General features: G+C 48.3%; 19 protein-coding genes. 17 read left to right on the top strand and 2 right to left on the bottom strand.

All coding sequences use genetic code 11. The features are described from left to right. Positions 1-64: 64 nt before the first annotated feature. The 15 genes from ACV3PA_RS06145 to ACV3PA_RS06215 all read left to right on the top strand — a co-directional run bounded on the left by ACV3PA_RS06145 (position 65) and on the right by ACV3PA_RS06215 (position 14,095). Entirely contained in the window at positions 65-1,087 is a 1,023-nt protein-coding gene (locus ACV3PA_RS06145; protein ID WP_456125837.1) for a methionine ABC transporter ATP-binding protein, read from the top strand. Further along, entirely contained in the window at positions 1,084-1,749 is a 666-nt protein-coding gene (locus ACV3PA_RS06150) for a methionine ABC transporter permease (RefSeq protein ID WP_456125838.1), read from the top strand. The genes ACV3PA_RS06145 and ACV3PA_RS06150 overlap by 4 nt, the downstream gene beginning before the upstream one ends. Positions 1,750-1,781: 32 nt before the next feature. Continuing rightward, on the top strand, positions 1,782-2,615 hold the full coding sequence (locus tag ACV3PA_RS06155; RefSeq protein WP_456125839.1) for a MetQ/NlpA family ABC transporter substrate-binding protein: 834 nt from the start codon (positions 1,782-1,784) through the stop codon (positions 2,613-2,615). Between the two features lie 79 nt (positions 2,616-2,694). Next, positions 2,695-3,945, top strand: a complete 1,251-nt coding sequence (locus ACV3PA_RS06160) for an MDR family MFS transporter (RefSeq protein ID WP_456125840.1) — start codon at positions 2,695-2,697, stop codon at positions 3,943-3,945. 133 nt (positions 3,946-4,078) lie between these two features. Beyond that, positions 4,079-4,864 carry a Fe-S cluster assembly ATPase SufC gene (sufC, locus tag ACV3PA_RS06165; RefSeq protein ID WP_023469158.1) on the top strand — a complete coding sequence of 262 codons (786 nt, stop codon included), beginning with the start codon at positions 4,079-4,081 and terminating at the stop codon, positions 4,862-4,864. An 18-nt stretch (positions 4,865-4,882) separates the two neighbouring features. Further along, entirely contained in the window at positions 4,883-6,160 is a 1,278-nt protein-coding gene (sufD, locus tag ACV3PA_RS06170) for a Fe-S cluster assembly protein SufD (protein ID WP_456125955.1), read from the top strand. 1 nt (position 6,161) lies between these two features. Continuing rightward, on the top strand, positions 6,162-7,385 hold the full coding sequence (locus tag ACV3PA_RS06175; protein WP_053454130.1) for a cysteine desulfurase: 1,224 nt from the start codon (positions 6,162-6,164) through the stop codon (positions 7,383-7,385). After that, positions 7,375-7,809, top strand: coding sequence for a Fe-S cluster assembly sulfur transfer protein SufU (sufU, locus tag ACV3PA_RS06180; RefSeq protein ID WP_023469155.1), 435 nt, complete (start codon positions 7,375-7,377; stop codon positions 7,807-7,809). Before ACV3PA_RS06175 ends, sufU begins: the two co-directional genes overlap by 11 nt. A 36-nt stretch (positions 7,810-7,845) precedes the next feature. After that, positions 7,846-9,243, top strand: a complete 1,398-nt coding sequence (gene sufB, locus ACV3PA_RS06185) for a Fe-S cluster assembly protein SufB (protein ID WP_053454129.1) — start codon at positions 7,846-7,848, stop codon at positions 9,241-9,243. Between the two features lie 87 nt (positions 9,244-9,330). Then, the gene (locus ACV3PA_RS06190) at positions 9,331-9,885 is read left to right on the top strand and encodes a dihydrofolate reductase family protein (RefSeq protein ID WP_456125841.1); all 555 of its coding nucleotides are present in this window, start codon (positions 9,331-9,333) and stop codon (positions 9,883-9,885) included. Between the two features lie 78 nt (positions 9,886-9,963). Beyond that, positions 9,964-10,806 carry a DUF72 domain-containing protein gene (locus ACV3PA_RS06195; RefSeq protein WP_053454127.1) on the top strand — a complete coding sequence of 281 codons (843 nt, stop codon included), beginning with the start codon at positions 9,964-9,966 and terminating at the stop codon, positions 10,804-10,806. Between the two features lie 21 nt (positions 10,807-10,827). Further along, positions 10,828-12,129 (top strand): bifunctional metallophosphatase/5'-nucleotidase, encoded by a 1,302-nt coding sequence (locus tag ACV3PA_RS06200; RefSeq protein ID WP_456125842.1) that lies wholly within the window; start codon positions 10,828-10,830, stop codon positions 12,127-12,129. 62 nt (positions 12,130-12,191) lie between these two features. Beyond that, entirely contained in the window at positions 12,192-13,091 is a 900-nt protein-coding gene (lipA, locus tag ACV3PA_RS06205; protein ID WP_035406024.1) for a lipoyl synthase, read from the top strand. A gap of 94 nt (positions 13,092-13,185) precedes the next feature. After that, positions 13,186-13,563, top strand: a complete 378-nt coding sequence (locus ACV3PA_RS06210; RefSeq protein WP_053454125.1) for a YutD family protein — start codon at positions 13,186-13,188, stop codon at positions 13,561-13,563. Between the two features lie 85 nt (positions 13,564-13,648). Next, positions 13,649-14,095 carry a general stress protein gene (locus ACV3PA_RS06215; protein WP_053454124.1) on the top strand — a complete coding sequence of 149 codons (447 nt, stop codon included), beginning with the start codon at positions 13,649-13,651 and terminating at the stop codon, positions 14,093-14,095. Positions 14,096-14,128: 33 nt separating this feature from the next. On the opposite strand, the gene ACV3PA_RS06220 is transcribed toward ACV3PA_RS06215, so the two are convergent. Next, on the bottom strand, positions 14,129-14,404 hold the full coding sequence (locus ACV3PA_RS06220) for a DUF3055 domain-containing protein (RefSeq protein WP_023469147.1): 276 nt from the start codon (positions 14,402-14,404) through the stop codon (positions 14,129-14,131). Between the two features lie 35 nt (positions 14,405-14,439). Beyond that, positions 14,440-15,420: a class II fructose-bisphosphatase gene (glpX, locus tag ACV3PA_RS06225; protein ID WP_053454122.1), complete on the bottom strand. Its 981-nt coding sequence runs from the start codon at positions 15,418-15,420 to the stop codon at positions 14,440-14,442. A gap of 151 nt (positions 15,421-15,571) precedes the next feature. Here glpX and ACV3PA_RS06230 point away from each other — a divergent pair, with 151 nt between their 5' ends. Both ACV3PA_RS06230 and ACV3PA_RS06235 read left to right on the top strand, forming a co-directional pair. Beyond that, positions 15,572-16,015, top strand: a complete 444-nt coding sequence (locus tag ACV3PA_RS06230) for a DUF86 domain-containing protein (RefSeq protein WP_029342419.1) — start codon at positions 15,572-15,574, stop codon at positions 16,013-16,015. A 6-nt stretch (positions 16,016-16,021) separates the two neighbouring features. Then, positions 16,022-16,786 (top strand): TIGR01457 family HAD-type hydrolase, encoded by a 765-nt coding sequence (locus ACV3PA_RS06235; RefSeq protein WP_456125843.1) that lies wholly within the window; start codon positions 16,022-16,024, stop codon positions 16,784-16,786. The last annotated feature ends 14 nt before the right edge of the window (positions 16,787-16,800 follow it).

Genomic DNA, 16,800 nt, shown 5'->3' on the forward strand with positions numbered 1-16,800 from the left:
GTACTGAAAAGTGCGCGCGTTTGCTCAAAAACGCGCGCACTTTTTTTATTTAGGAGGGACAGTTGTGATTCGTTTACAAGACGTAGGAAAGATTTATCGCTCAAAGCGCGGAGCGGTCGAAGCCGTTGCGAATGTCGACCTGACAATCGAGCGCGGTGAAATTTTTGGAATAATCGGTTATTCCGGAGCAGGGAAATCGACTCTGATTCGCTTGCTTAATATGCTCGAGGCACCAACGAGTGGTTCGATCCAAATCGACGGTGTTGAAATGACATCACTTAAACCAAAAGAATTACGAGGCGTCCGCAAGAATGTCTCGATGGTTTTTCAGCACTTCAACTTACTCTGGTCACGGACTGTTGAAGAAAATATCATGTTCCCACTCGAACTCGGTGGCTTCCCGAAAGCACGCCGCAAAGAACGAGTCGCGGAGTTGATCCAACTTGTTGGTCTGGATGGACGAGAAGGGGCTTACCCGTCACAGTTATCTGGTGGTCAAAAGCAACGTGTCGGTATCGCTCGAGCACTGGCATCGAACCCAGATGTTCTCTTATGTGATGAGGCAACGAGTGCACTCGATCCAAAAACGACGGACTCGATTCTTGAGTTACTCGTCGACATCAATGAAAAACTGAAACTGACGATCGTCTTGATCACACATGAGATGCACGTCATTCAAAAAATCTGTCACCGGGTCGCCGTCATGGAAGCCGGTAAAATCGTTGAGCAAGGACCGGTCGCAGAAGTCTTCCGTCATCCGAAACAAGCGATGACGAAAGAATTCGTCAAACAGTTGACGTCACCGTCAGAAAACGAGTTGACGTTCGCGAAACTCCGCGAACGGTACCCAACCGGTAAAATCGTTCAGTTGACGTTCGTCGGATCGACAGCGGAAAGCCCGATCCTTGCGGAAGTCATGAAAGATTCACCAGTCCTGTTCAATATCATCGGCGGAAACGTTGGTCAATCACAGGAAGGGGCACTCGGTACACTGTTCATTCAGTTGATCGGGGAAACAGAAGCAACACAAGCGGTCATCACGAAGCTTCAAGCCAGTGATGTTGAAGTGGAGGTGGATCACCGATGATTTCATTCTTTGACAACCTAGACTGGGACATGGTGTGGGAAGCGACAGGTAGCACGATCTATATGACGGCAGTCGCAGGTCTCTCGACATTCGTTCTCGGTCTGATCATTGGTTTACTATTATTTGCAACAAACGAAGAATTGTTATTCAAGAACCGGGCGTTCTATTCGATTTTGAGCTTGATTGTCAACGTCTTCCGTTCGATACCGTTCATCATCTTACTGATCTTATTGATTCCATTTACGAAAGCGATTGTCGGTTCGTTCCTCGGACCAACAGCAGCATTACCGGCATTGATTTTTGGTGCCGCACCATTTTACGGTCGGATGGTTGAACTCGCGTTGCGCGAAGTCGATAAAGGTGTCATCGAGGCAGCGGAATCGATGGGGGCGACGAAGTTCCAAATCATCTATAAAGTCTTAATCCCGGAAGCGTTACCTGCTATTGTTTCGGGAATCACGGTCACACTCGTTGCACTTGTCGGTTACACGGCAATGGCCGGAGTAGTCGGCGGAGGTGGACTGGGGGACATGGCCTTCATCGAAGGATTCCAGCGCTCCCAAAACGATGTCATCGTTATTGCGACACTCTTAATCTTAGCGATCGTCTTCGTCATCCAAATTATTGGTGACTTGTTGATTAAAAAAATCGATAAACGTTAATTCAAATTTTATTCATATTGGAGGAATCATTCATGAAAGTTTGGAAAAAATTCGTAGGTACTGCCGCTGTATCCGTTTTAGCAATCAGCCTTGCTGCATGTGGTGAAAAATCATCAGGATCAGGCAGCGATGACAAGACACTCGTCATTGGTGCATCGAACGTACCGCATGCTGAAATCCTTGAACACGTCAAAAAAGAATACGAAGCAAAAGGCTACAAACTTGAGATTCAAAAATTCCAAGATTACGTGCTTCCGAATAAGGCACTCGCTGAAAAAGAAATCGATGCGAACTACTTCCAGCACGTACCGTACCTCGAGCAACAAGAGAAAGAAAACAAATCGTATAAGTTCGCGAACGCAGGTGGCGTCCACGTTGAACCACTCGGTATCTACTCGAAGAAATACAAGTCACTCGATAAGTTGCCAAACGGTGCAACGATCTTAACGAGCTCAAACGTCGCGGAACGCGGACGTGTCTTGACGTTCCTTCAAAACGAAGGGTTGATCAAACTCAAAGACGGTAAAACGACAGACGCGCAACTCGGTGATATCACAGAGAACCCGAAGAAACTCAAGTTCAAGACGAACATCGAGGCATCGCTTCTTCCGCAAGCTTACAAAAACAATGAAGGCGACGCAGTCCTCATCAACACAAACTATGCGATCGATAACGGTCTGAACCCATTGAAAGATGCGATCGCATCAGAAGATGAGTCGTCACCATACGTCAACATCATCGTTACACGTAATGGCGATGAAAAAGACAAGCGTGTCACAGCACTTCTTGACGTACTACACGAAAAGAAAAACCAAGATTGGATTCTCGACAAGTACAAAGGTGCGGTCGTTCCAGTCAGCAAATAAGTTCACCGAAGCCGGCATCCTTCCTATATAATGGAAGGATGCTTTTCATTTGTCTGAAACAGGGGTTAGGGGGAATCATATGCAACGCATTCGTCAACTGCATCCGTTGACACTCGGGGTCTTGTTCGGGACGTTTTTCTCGCGTCTTGGAACGTTCATCACTATGCCGTTCTTCGCCATCTACATGACGACCGTCTTGAAGTTTGATCCGGTCGATGTCGGCTGGGTCCTCAGTATCTCAGCGATTGCCAGTCTCGTCATGAGTTTCATCGGTGGTACATTGTCGGACCGCTACGGTCGTCGGGCGATGATGCTCACTGGAACGATTGGGTTCGCGATCGTCTTCATTGCGCTCGCCCAAGTCGAGACGTTTTGGGCGTTCTTCATTCTGAGTGCCTTGAACGGGGTTTGTCGTTCGATTTTTGAACCATCCGCTCGTGCCTTGATCAGTGATACGACGGACGAAGCGAACCGGTTGTTCGTCTTCAATATCCGTTACGCGATGATCAACATCGCAGCAGCGATCGGTCCGGGAATCGCCTTACTGCTGAGTGCGGGGAACACGTCAGCGACGTTTTACATCACAGCGTTCGTCTATATCGCGTACGGGGTGATGATCGGTATCTTGTTCAAACGCCATCCAATCACTGAGACGCACGGTGGCAAGAAGGTGTCGTTTGGAGCGACGATTCGTCTGTTGCGGACCGACATTGCCTTTACGCTCGCACTTGCGGGTATCATCTTCGGTGTCTTCGGTTACAGCCAGTTCAACTCGACCTTGCCACAGTTTTTGACGGAGACGTCACTGCTTGAAGGCGGGAAGACGCTCTATGCGATCTTGATTACGATCAATGCGATTACCGTTTTGATCGTGCAATATCCGATCATGAAGTTTGGTGTTAAGACGTCACCACTCGTCTCGATTACGACCGGGATTGCGACCGTTGCTGTCGGTTTGTTCATCATCGGTAATGCGAGTTCGATTTGGTTGATGGTCGTCGCGATGATCATCTTCACGTGCGGCGAAGTCATGATGTTTACGATGACTGACATCTTGACCGATCGCTTTGCGAAGCCAGAATTACGAGGCAGTTATTTCGGAGCGATGGGGTTAACATCGATTGGTCAATCGATCGGTCCAATTGCCGGTGGTCATTTATTAAGTTTATATGGAGCGGACCGTCCATTACCGATTTTCGGGATTTTAGCGGGCTTGACATTGTTCGGAATACCACTGCTCTTACTGTCACAACGGATTCATCGGGGTTCGACGATCAAGGAACTAGAGGAACCGGTCACACTTTCGAATGATTCTCAACAAAACGCATGATTTTGAGAAAAAACAACGAGCGATGACGCTTGAATAATACGCCATGTTTCTTTAAGATTAGAATGATACTAAATTAGTAACGCTCGTGTTCTGAATCGTCAGTCACGAAATGAATAGATGGAGGGATTCTAACATGAAGGCTTCACACTTGAAGATTGAAGATCTACACGTCGCGATCGACGGCAAGGAAATCTTGAAAGGCGTCAACTTGGAAATCAAAGGCGGGGAAATCCACGCGGTCATGGGACCAAACGGGACAGGTAAATCAACACTCGCATCAGCATTGATGGGTCACCCATCGTACGAAGTAACATCTGGTTCAGTCACACTCGACGGCGAAGACGTCCTCGACATGGAAGTCGATGAGCGCGCACAAGCAGGTATGTTCCTCGCAATGCAGTACCCAAGCGAAATCAGTGGTGTTACGAACTCAGACTTCCTTCGTTCAGCGATCAACTCGCGTCGTGAAGAAGGCGATGAAATCTCACTCATGAAGTTCATCCGTGAGCTTGATTCACAAATGGGTCTTCTCGAGATGCCTTCAGAAATGGCACACCGTTACCTCAACGAAGGTTTCTCTGGTGGAGAAAAGAAACGTAACGAAATTCTTCAAATGATGATGCTCAAACCAGCGATCGCAATTCTTGATGAAATCGATTCAGGTCTTGATATCGATGCATTGAAAGTCGTTGCAAAAGGTGTCAACGAAATGCGTTCACCTGAATTCGGCTGCTTGATCATCACGCACTACCAACGTCTCTTGAACTATATCGAGCCAGACTTCATCCACATCATGATGGGCGGAAAAATCGTCATGTCTGGTGGTAAAGAACTCGCACACCGTCTCGAAGCAGAAGGTTATGACTGGGTTAAAAAAGAACTCGGCATCGAAGACGTCGAAATCGAAACAAAAGCGTAAGACGAGGGAGGAAGCATGATGACTGTAGAACTGAATCTTGCAGTAAATCGCGAGGCAGTGGCAGAACGTGCGACTCGCTTAGGGGAACCATCTTGGATGGTCGCAAAGCGTCAAGACGCGCTTGATCTTGCCCCAACGCTCGCATTGCCAAAAGTAGAAAAAATCAAGATCGAAGGCTGGAACTTCACAGAAGGTACGACGGAACTTGAAACCGTCACTGGTCTTTCTTCAGATATCGAAGCATTGATCGGCGAAAACCGTGATCACATGCTCGTCACGCGTAACGGACAACTCGTCCACGCGCAAAACAGTGAAGCGGCGAACGGCGTCATCTTCATGACGCTCGAAGACGCATTAAAACAACACCCGGAACTCGTCGAGAAGTACTTCATGACGGAAGGCGTTCAAGTTAACGAAGATCGTCTTGCGGCATTAAACGCAGCACTTCGTAACGGCGGTACGTTCCTTTATGTACCAAAAGGCGTCAAGCTTTCTGTACCGATGCAAGCAATCTACACGCTTGAGCAATCAGGCGCTGCACTTTACCACCACGCAATCATCGTTGCAGACGCTGATAGCGAATTGACGTATATCGAAAACTTCGTCTCTTACGGTGACGAAGCGCACAACGTCAACGTCGTCACAGAAGTATTCGTCGAAGACAACGCAAAAGTTCTCTTCGGTGGTGTAGATACACTATCTAAGGGTGCCATCACGTATATGAACCGTCGTGGTGTCGTCAAACAAGGCGCGAAGCTCGAATGGGCACTCGGTCACATGAATGACGGTCACACGGTCACAGAAACAAAAACACACCTCGTCGGAAACGATTCGTTCTCAGATACGAAAGCCGTTACGGTCGGTCGTGGAGAGCAAAAACAAAACTTCAACGTCCGTACGGACCATTTCGGTAAAGGATCAGAAGGTTTCATCTTGATCCACGGTGTCCAAAAAGACGCAGCAACATCGATCTTCAACGGAACGTCGATGATCCATCACGGCGCTTCAAAATCAAACGGCGTTCAAACGGAACGTGTCCTCATGTTGTCTGAAAAGGCACGTGGTGATGCAAACCCAATCCTCTTGATCGATGAGGATGATGTTATGGCAGGACACGCGGCATCTGTCGGTCGTGTCGATGAATTACAACTCTACTACTTGATGAGCCGTGGCCTTTCACGGAAGGAAGCAGAACGCCTCGTCGTTCACGGTTTCCTCCAGCCAGTCGTCTCGGAACTTGCGATTGACTCGGTGAAAGAACGTCTCGTTCAAGTCATCGAAGGGAAAGTAAACTAATATGGGAATCGATGCATCCATCCGCAATCAGTTTCCGATCCTCGACCAACAGGTCAACGACCGGAAACTCGTCTATCTCGATAGTGCGGCCTCGTCGCAGAAGCCGCTCGTCGTCATCAATGCGATTGACGACTACTATAAGACGATTCATTCGAATGTGCACCGTGGCGTCCATACGCTCGGAACACGAGCGACGGATGCGTACGAAGGTGCGCGTGAGAACGTTCGTCGTTTCATCCAGGCGCAACACCATGAAGAAATTATCTTTACCCGCGGCACGACGACAGCGATTAATATCGTCGCGTCAAGCTACGGGATGGAGCATGTCGAAGAAGGCGACGAAATCGTCGTCACGTACCTCGAACACCATGCAAATCTCATTCCGTGGCAACAAGTCGCTAAACGCAAAAAAGCGAAGTTGAAATACGTTGATTTGACAACGGATGGTCGCGTGACGGTCGAAGCGGTCGAAGCACAACTGTCCGACCGGACGAAGATCGTCGCGATGGCACATGTTTCGAACGTCCTCGGTACGATCAATCCGATCAAAGAAGTCGCGCGTCTTGCGCATGCTCGAGGTGCCGTCATGGTCGTCGATGCCGCGCAAAGTGCACCGCATCAACGAATTAATGTCACGGATCTCGATTGTGATTTCCTCGCCTTCTCTGCACACAAGATGTGTGGTCCAACAGGCGTTGGTGTCCTTTACGGGAAAAAGGCATTACTCAATGCGATGGAACCGGTTGAGTTCGGTGGCGAGATGATTGATTACGTCGGTCTTGAAGAATCGACGTTCAAACCATCGCCATACCGTTTCGAAGCGGGTACACCAATCATCGCGGGTGCTGTTGGTTTATCAGCAGCAATCGATTTCTTAGAAGAGATTGGTCTTGAAAACGTCGAAGCACACGAACGTGAACTCGCGCAGTACGCGATGGCACAAATGCGTGACATCGACGGACTAACGATTTACGGTCCGGAAGAACGCGTTGGGCTCGTCACGTTCAATCTCGGTGATGTCCATGCACATGACGTCGCAACCGTCCTTGATATGCAAGGAATCGCGGTTCGTGCCGGTCACCATTGTGCACAGCCATTGATGCGTTGGCTCGGGGCGAGCTCGACGGCTCGCGCTAGCTTCTATCTGTATAACACGAAAGAAGAGGTTGACGCACTCGTGACAGGACTTCGCCAAACGAAGGAGTATTTCAGTCATGGATTTTAACAATCTCGATCACTTGTATCGTCAAGTGATCATGGATCACTATAAAACTCCCCGAAATCGCGGTGCGATCGAGGGGGGCGTCACGATCGACATGAACAATCCGACGTGCGGCGATACGATTCGTCTCCAGCTCGCGATTGAAGACGATGTCGTCCGTGATGCAAAATTTGACGGGGAGGGCTGTTCTATCAGCATGGCGTCTGCTTCAATGATGACGCAACTCGTCAAAGGGAAAACTATCGAAGAAGCCTTACGACTCGCGGATATCTTTTCGGACATGGTACAAGGAAAAGACTATGACGACGAATCGTTCGACCTCGGGGACGTCGAGGCACTCTCGGGTGTCACGAAATTCCCGGCACGGATCAAATGTGCGACACTTGCCTGGAAGGCGCTCGAACGCGGCGTAGAAGAAGGGAAGTAAACTTCGGTCACAAGCAAGTAAGAGGAGGAAATGAACATGGCAAAGAACATGCCGGAAATTGGCGATTATAAATATGGTTTCCACGATCGCGACATCTCGATCTTCCGTTCTGGACGCGGCTTGACGACTGAAGTCGTCGAAACGATTTCGAAAATGAAGGAAGAACCACAATGGATGCTTGATTTCCGTTTGAAATCACTCAAGATCTTCAACGAACAAGCGATGCCGGCGTGGGGTGGCGATCTCTCAGAATTGAACTTCGACGACATCACGTACTATGTCAAGCCGTCTGAACGTGCAGAGAAATCGTGGGATGAAGTACCAGAAGAAATCAAACGTACGTTTGATAAGCTCGGTATCCCTGAAGCAGAGCAAAAATACTTGGCAGGTGTCTCGGCTCAGTACGAGTCAGAGGTCGTCTACCACAACATGAAGGAAGACCTCGAAGATATCGGTGTCGTCTTCAAAGATACAGATACAGCGTTAAAAGAAAACGAAGATATTTTCCGTGAATATTTCGGAAAATTGATTCCGCCAACAGACAACAAGTTCGCAGCATTGAACACAGCGGTCTGGTCAGGTGGATCGTTCATCTACGTACCAAAAGGTGTTAAAGTCGACACGCCGCTTCAAGCCTACTTCCGAATCAACTCGGAAAACATGGGTCAATTCGAGCGGACATTGATCATCGTTGACGAAGAAGCATCTGTTCACTACGTCGAAGGATGTACAGCACCGGTCTACACGACGAACTCGCTTCACTCAGCGGTCGTTGAGATCTTCATCAACAAAAATGCCTACTGCCGTTACACGACGATCCAAAACTGGGCGAACAACGTCTACAACCTCGTTACGAAGCGTGCGATCTGTGAAGCTGGCGCAACGATGGAATGGGTCGATGGTAACATCGGTTCGAAACTGACGATGAAATACCCAGCCGTCATCCTCAAAGGTGAAGGTTCACGTGGTATGACATTGTCGATTGCAATCGCTGGTAAAGGTCAACACCAAGATGCAGGTGCGAAAATGATTCACTTAGCACCGAACACGTCGTCGACGATCGTCTCGAAGTCGATCTCAAAACACGGTGGTAAAGTCACGTACCGTGGTATCGTTCACTTTGGACGTAAAGCGACAGGTGCACGTTCGAACATCGAATGTGACACGCTCATCATGGATAACCAATCGACGTCGGATACGATTCCGTACAACGAAATCCTCAACGATAACATTTCGCTCGAGCACGAAGCGAAAGTCTCGAAGGTCTCGGAAGAGCAATTGTTCTACCTCATGAGCCGCGGGATTTCACAAGAGGAAGCAACGGAAATGATCGTCATGGGCTTCATCGAGCCATTCACAAAAGAACTTCCAATGGAATATGCGGTCGAAATGAACCGTCTCATCAAGTTCGAGATGGAAGGTTCAATCGGATAATTCGTCTTACTCTCTCATCTGCGGATGAGAGAGTTTTTTTCATGACTTGAGGAAAACGGGTAAAGGAGGGAAAGAGGAGGGATTATTATGCGTGACATCGTCTATTCCTTTCAAGTCTCACTTGACGGTTATATCGAGGACGCCTCAGGCAGTATCGCTTTTGCCTCGCCGGATGAAGCGTTACACCAGTATTTCAACGATTATGAGAAAACGTTCGATACCCATGTCTATGGACGGCGTTTGTATGAAATGATGCAGTACTGGGAGACGGCGGATCAAGAAGACGAGCCGATCATTGTTGAGTATGCAAAAACGTGGCAAAAACTCGATAAGATTGTCTTCTCGCGTACGCTTGAATCCGTTTCAGGAAATGCGCGTCTTGCGACTCAGTCGCTTGTAGAGGAACTCCAAGCTCTAAAAGCCTTACCTGGTAAACAGATTGCGATTGGAGGAGCGACACTTGCTGCTGAAGCAGTTAAGTTAGGACTCGTCGATCGCTATCATGTCGTGATTTATCCCGTGCTCCTCGGTAACGGTCGAAAAATGTTTCCTGTTTTTGATCAGCCTCAACAATTAAGAATAATCAAAACAGAGCGCTTCGAATCAGGATGTATCATACTTGAATATGAACGTTTAAATTGAAGCATTGAAGAAGAAATCGCAGATTCTGCTATGCTATGATGAATAGGTAGAAAAGTACACGTGAGGGGGGAAGAGAGCATGATATATATCGGTGTCACAGGCTGGGGAGATCATGATAGTCTCTACTTGACCCCGCAGGACCGAAAGGAAAAATTAGCGGCCTATGCCGGGCATTTTCCAGCAGTCGAGGTCGACTCGACGTTCTATGCGATTCAACCAGAACGAAACTACGAGAAATGGGTATCTGAGACACCGGACGGGTTCCGCTTCATCGTCAAGGTTCACCGGGCGATGAGTGGGCACGACCGAGAAAACAAAGATCCGCTCGGACCGATTTTTGAACAATATATCGCGTCAATCGAACCGATGAGAAAGAGTGGAAAAATTGCGGCAATCCTTGTCCAACTTCCACCATGGTTCGATGTCAGTAAATTGCACTTGGAATACTTGCAAACGATCCGAAAATCACTTGCCGGACTGCCGGTCGCGATCGAATTCCGAAATCCATCGTGGTACTCGGAAATATACCGTGAGCGGACGCTCCGTTTTCTGAAGGAACATCAGTTCATTCATACGATTTGTGACGAACCGCAGACCGAAGATGGTTCCGTCCCATTCGTACCAGTCGTGACGCAAGAGACGGCATTCATACGATTACATGGACGAAACAAGGCCGGTTGGTTAAAGAAACCGAGTCAAAGTAGTGACGATTGGCGAAAAGTCCGCTGTCTCTATCGTTACTCAGAAGAAGAGCTACAAGAACTTGCAAGTCACGTCCGCGACGTTGCAGCGCAAGCAAAGGATGTCTATGTCTTTTTCAATAACAACTCAGCAGGAGATGCTGCCCCGAATGCGAAACGACTAATCGAGATACTTGATCTCGACTATGAACTCGCACCGCGACAAATCTCTTTGTTTTAAATCATCAAGGGGGGCTTCTGCATGAAGTTACACATCATTCACTATAATGATTTGCACTCACACTTCGACATGTGGCCTCGCTACATGTCCTTCGTCAAGGAACACCGGACGTATGATTCGCTCGTTTTTGATCTCGGCGATCATGCGGACCGTGTGGATCCAGCGACGGAAGCGACAAAAGGAAAAATTAATACGCATCTGTTGAATGCGTTGATGCCAACTGCAGTGACGATTGGGAACAATGAAGGCATTACGTTTCCACATGATTGGTTAGCAGATCTCTATACGGAAGCAGACTTTCCGGTCCTCGTCTCGAATTTAGAGGCATCGTTTGCGAAGCAAGGTGTTATTCACGAATTACCGACCGGAAAAGTTGGTGTCTTTGGTCTGACGGCGCCTTATATCGAGCTATATGGTTTGCTTGGTTGGACGATCGAAGAACCGTTTGAGGTTGCAGCACGCGAAATCGAGCGGTTGCGTCAAGAGGTCGACGTCTTGATTTGCTTAAGTCACCTTGGTTTCTATCAAGACGAAGAACTCGCGATGCGTTTTCCAGAGCTTGATTTAATCATCGGAGCGCATACACATCATGTCCTCGATGACGGTGTCGTCAAGAACGGTGTCTTAATCACGCAAGCCGGAAAACACGGTCAATATGCGGGTGAGATTTATATGAACACAGATACGGGTGAGAAAGAAGCAGTGCTTCATTCCCTACACGATTACGTCGAGGATGAGGCAACAGCGAAATTACTCGATCGAGAACAATATCTGGCAGAACAACAGATGAAGGAACCGATTGGCGAGACAGCGGGTCTAGCCAATGATTGGTTCAGTGAGTCGCCGTTTTCGCAGTTGCTCGTCGAGACGATGCGCGACTGGTGTGAGGCAGATATCGCTTGTGTACCAGCCGGTATTCTTCTCGGGTCGCTTCCACCAGGTCCCGTCTCTGCCTTTGATTTACATCGACTCTGTCCACACCCGATCAATCCTTGTAAAGTGACGATGACGGGAGTGGAAGTACAAACATTCCTCGATGAAGTCAACACAGATCAGTTCGAGCACTTAAAGGTTCGTGGTCTTGGTTTCCGAGGAAAGTTGATGGGGCGGATGCACTATGCTGGTTTGGCAGATCATCAACCGCTTGAACCAACTCGCGATTATTCTGTCGTCTTGCCGGATATGTTTACGTTCGGTCCATTATTCCCAGCAATCAAAGAGATGCCAAAAGAATATTTCATGCCTGAATTGTTGCGTGATTTGTTATTTGAACGCTTATCGGAGAAGTCGGAATATAATGAATTGCATGTTCGCAAACCCTGATTGTTTGTTATACTAAAGCAGACATGAATTGACTTTTTGGGGATGAAGGGGGAAGCGAAACCATGGGACGCGGAGAAATCCAACGTAAACCGGAATGGTTAAAAATCAAGCTGAATACGAATGAGACCTACACAGAATTAAAGAGTATGATGCGCGAGAAAAAGCTACATACTGTCTGTGAGGAAGCAAAGTGTCCGAATATCCACGAGTGTTGGGCAGTACGCCGGACGGCGACGTTCATGATTCTTGGAAGTATCTGTACACGTGCGTGCCGTTTTTGCGCCGTGACGACAGGACGTCCGAACGAACTCGATCTCGAAGAACCAAAACGGGTTGCAGAATCCGTTCGTTTGATGAATTTGAAGCATGCGGTCATCACAGCGGTTGCTCGCGATGATCTAAATGATTTCGGAGCAGGCGTTTATGCTGAGACGGTTCGTGAAGTTCGTCGGATGAACCCGGAGACTTCAATCGAAGTCTTACCTTCAGACATGGGTGGGAACTTCGAAGCTCTGAAAACCTTGATTGACGCACAACCAGACATCATGAACCATAACATCGAGACGGTCCGCCGTCTGACACCGACCGTCCGTGCAAAAGCCACATACGACCGGACACTTGAATTCCTTCGTCGTTCGAAGGAGCTCGCACCTGAAATTCCAACGAAGTCGAGCTTGATGCTTGGTCTTGGTGAGACATGGGAAGAGATTCTCGAAACGATGGATGATCTTCGCGCAAACAACGTCGATATCATGACGATCGGTCAGTATCTCCAACCGACGAAAAAGCACCTCGACGTCATCAAGTACTATACGCCACAAGAGTTCGCTGAATTGAAACAGATCGCGCTTGGTAAAGGTTTCTCACACTGTGAAGCTGGTCCACTCGTTCGTTCATCGTATCATGCAGATGAGCAAGTCAACGCAGCGAAAAAGAATAAAACAGCACTTCCGATCGACTAACGATCAACAACCGTTTGAGCAGCTGACTCGGACGGTTTTCGTCTGTCAGGAGAAATGGAATATGCTATGATAAGAACAGCAGGAGGTGGGAATAATGATACAAGTCAATCGGGAACGTTATGAGGTCGTCGAAGAGAAACGGGAAGGCTTTAATGAGGAAGCCTTCATCGGTCGTTTCAGCGATGTCCTTGAAAAATATGATTATATCGTGGGCGACTGGGGGCACGGTCAATTACGACTACGTGGCTTCTATGAGGATCAACACGAGAAAGCGACATTCGATACGAAGATTTCGCATGTGGCCGATTATCTCTACGAATACTGTAACTTCGGATGTGCCTATTTCATCGTCAAGAAGGTCGGATTGGTAGAAGGAGAAGAAGCACCACCTCGCTTCGACGGTTCTTCATCCAATACGTTGAAGTTGAAACGGAAGTTCGCACCTGCACCAGACAAGGTGGAAGGCGAGTAATCAAACTGTCATACAGAAAAGCGTTTCTAGTGGAGAGAATTCGGCTATTACTATAAGTATCACGTACCTATAGGGGGAACTATCCATGCGAATCGTTGGAATTTACTCATCCGTACCAGAAGTCGTCAGTGCCGTGCACGATCTCCGTGTTGCCGGGGTCGTATCGACTGATTTAAAAGTATTAGCGCACGACAAATACGATCTCGAACAAATCGAGGAATTAGCGGATCTAAACAACCAACAGACATCAACGCGTCTGTCGCAGGAAGATCATCGTAATTTGTGGCAGGAAATTAAGAGCATCTTCAAAAAGGATGATGCGACCTCTCATGGAGACGTCATTCGAGGAAGTGGCTTAACGAAAGAAGACGTCGATCGCGCGAACCATGCGGTCGAAAGTGGTCAGTTCGTATTGCTCGTCGGTGATGAAGCGGATCAGCATTCAGAACGCCGTGCCCATGACGAGTCAGACAATACGAATGTCTTTAGTGGACCAAACACACTAAATGAACGGAACGATCGTCTCTTATAAGAAAAAGCCTTCGTCCCGCGACGAAGGCTTTTTTCATAGACCGATATAAGCGCGAAGATACATCTCGAGTTCCGTTGCCGCATCGTCTTCGACGTCAAACGCCGTTGCGATATAGCCGGGTTCATCGAAATCATCAGCGCCGATGATTGCATATCGATTCGATAAGAGATTCAAAACAAGAATCTTGCCATAAAAATGTTCCGAGTGCGTGATGGCGAGATCAAAACGACTTGCTTCCCCAATCCAACTGACGAAGCGTGTCTTCGTTTGTTCGACATCATCATATAAAAAATCACGTTCTTCCATCATCCAGCTTCCCTCATTTCCCTAACGTCTGTTTCAGATTAAAGGGTTTGGGGGACTTTTTGCAAGTACGGTTTGCGTGACAAGCTATGCTCGGCGATCACTTTTCGGATTGTCCGTGTTTTCGAACGCATGACGAGGGATGTCGTTTCAACGATATCATCCGTCAAGAACTTCACGCCATCGAGCATTTCGCCTGTCGTGACGCCTGTTGCTGCGAAGATGCAGTCGTCGCTTTTGATCAGGTCGTCGAGCGTTAAGAGCTGAAGTGGATCCGCTAGACCCATTCGGATGACGCGAGCTGTTTCTTCTTCGTTCATCGGGTGTAAGCGTGCTTGCATGTCGCCACCCATCGCTTTGACAGCGGCAGCCGTGATGACACCTTCAGGAGCACCGCCTGTGCCGATAAAGATATCAATTCCTGTCGCGGGAGAGAGTGGCGCGATTCCAGCTGAGACATCACCATCTTCAAACAGACGAACGCGAGCGCCCATCCGCATCGCGGCTTCGCGGAAGTGATCATGACGTGGGCGGTCTTGCATGATGACCGTGACGTCCTCAATCCGTTTATTGTTATATTGTGCTGCTTTTTCAATAATGACTTCAAGTGGATCATCGAGCGAAACATGTCCCTTCAAGTTCGGACCGACCGTCAATTTATCCATATACATATCCGGTGCGTGGAGCAGGGCGCCTTGATCGGCGACGGCGATGACGACCATCGCATTGCCAAGTCCTTTAGCGACGATATTCGTTCCTTCGAGCGGATCGACCGCGATATCAACGATTGGACCGTTCGCTGTTCCGACACGTTCGCCGATGAAGAGCATCGGTGCTTCGTCGAGCTCGCCTTCACCGATGACGACTGTTCCGTTCATGTTGACCGTGTTCAAGACTTCACGCATCGCAGTCGTTGCTGCATCATCCGCTTCATTTTTCTTACCGCGACCAATCCATTGAGCAGAAGCTAGTGCTGCTGCTTCCGTAGCGCGTACAATTTCCAGTGCGAGTTCCCGTTCCATGTATATAACCTCCACGTCACCAATGTGACATACTATTTTCAATAAAAATCTAAATTGAGGATAACACATTGGGGAATGTGATGCAAATGACCTTTCTGCTTTTCAGGATTGCCGGATAGCGATAAAATGGAGGATGTGAGGGGGAATGAAGATGTATTTCGTCAATCGTCAAAAAATCGAAGAGACGGTCGTCTGTTATGAGACGGCACTTCGACAAAGTAAAGAAGTTACGGGGGATCCGGTGACGACGGCACTGGCTATGGAACGGATTGGTTTTTTAGTCATCGAGAGTGTCATCGACATCGGAAACAGTATGATTGATGGATTCATCATGCGGGATCCGGGAAGTTATGAAGATATCATCCTCATCTTAGAAGATGAGAAGGTCATCGATGGACCGCTTGCGACGAGTCTCAAGAAGCTCGTTGCGTTACGTACGTTGATCGTCCGGTCATTCACAGAGTCAAGTATGGCGGAGATTCGGGCGGTACTAGAGACAGAGGAAGCAGAACTACGTCGTTTCCCGGAAGCGATTCGTCGGTATATCGAGACAGAACTCGGACCGGTGTCTGCATTTTTACCAAACGAGGAGTGAGTCAGAATGAAGGCAAAAGGCTATTTATTTGATTTAGATGGAACGATGTATAATGGAACGGAACCGGTGAAAGAAGCGGTCGATTTCGTCAATCGTCTGCAAGCAGAAGGGATTCCGTATTTGTTCGTGACGAACAATGCGTCAATGACGGCAGAAGCCGTGGCGGAGAAGTTACGCGGGATGGGTGTTCATTCTGATACGAAGCACGTCTTGACGAGCGCGATGGCGACAGGTCGCTATATCGCTGATTTGTCACCGAAAGCGCGCGTCTATGCGATCGGAGAAACAGGACTAATCGATGCGCTTGAACGAGAAGGGTTAGATGTCGTCGCAACCGAAGCAGCAGATTACGTCGTTATTGGACTCGATCGTCAAATCACGTATGAAAAACTCGCTGTTGGTGCTCTGGCGATTCGTGCCGGTGCGCGATTCATCTCGACGAATGGTGATATCGCGATTCCGACAGAGCGTGGTTTCTTACCAGGGAACGGTGCCTTGACAGCGGTCCTACGCGTGACGACGGAGAAGGAACCGTTCTTCATCGGTAAACCGGAACCGGTCATGGTTGATATCGCAACGGAGATGATTGGTCTGTCAAAAGAAGACGTCATCATGGTCGGCGATAACTACCATACGGACATTCTCTTCGGAATCAATGGAGGCATCCGGACGATGCACGTTAATTCTGGCGTCCATACACCAGTCTTCATTCAAGGGCAGGATCGTCAACCGACATATATGGTCGATACGTTAGCTGAATGGATTCTGTGAATCAAAAAATCCCG

This window comes from Exiguobacterium sp. EA-TM-5 (assembly GCF_053878415.1).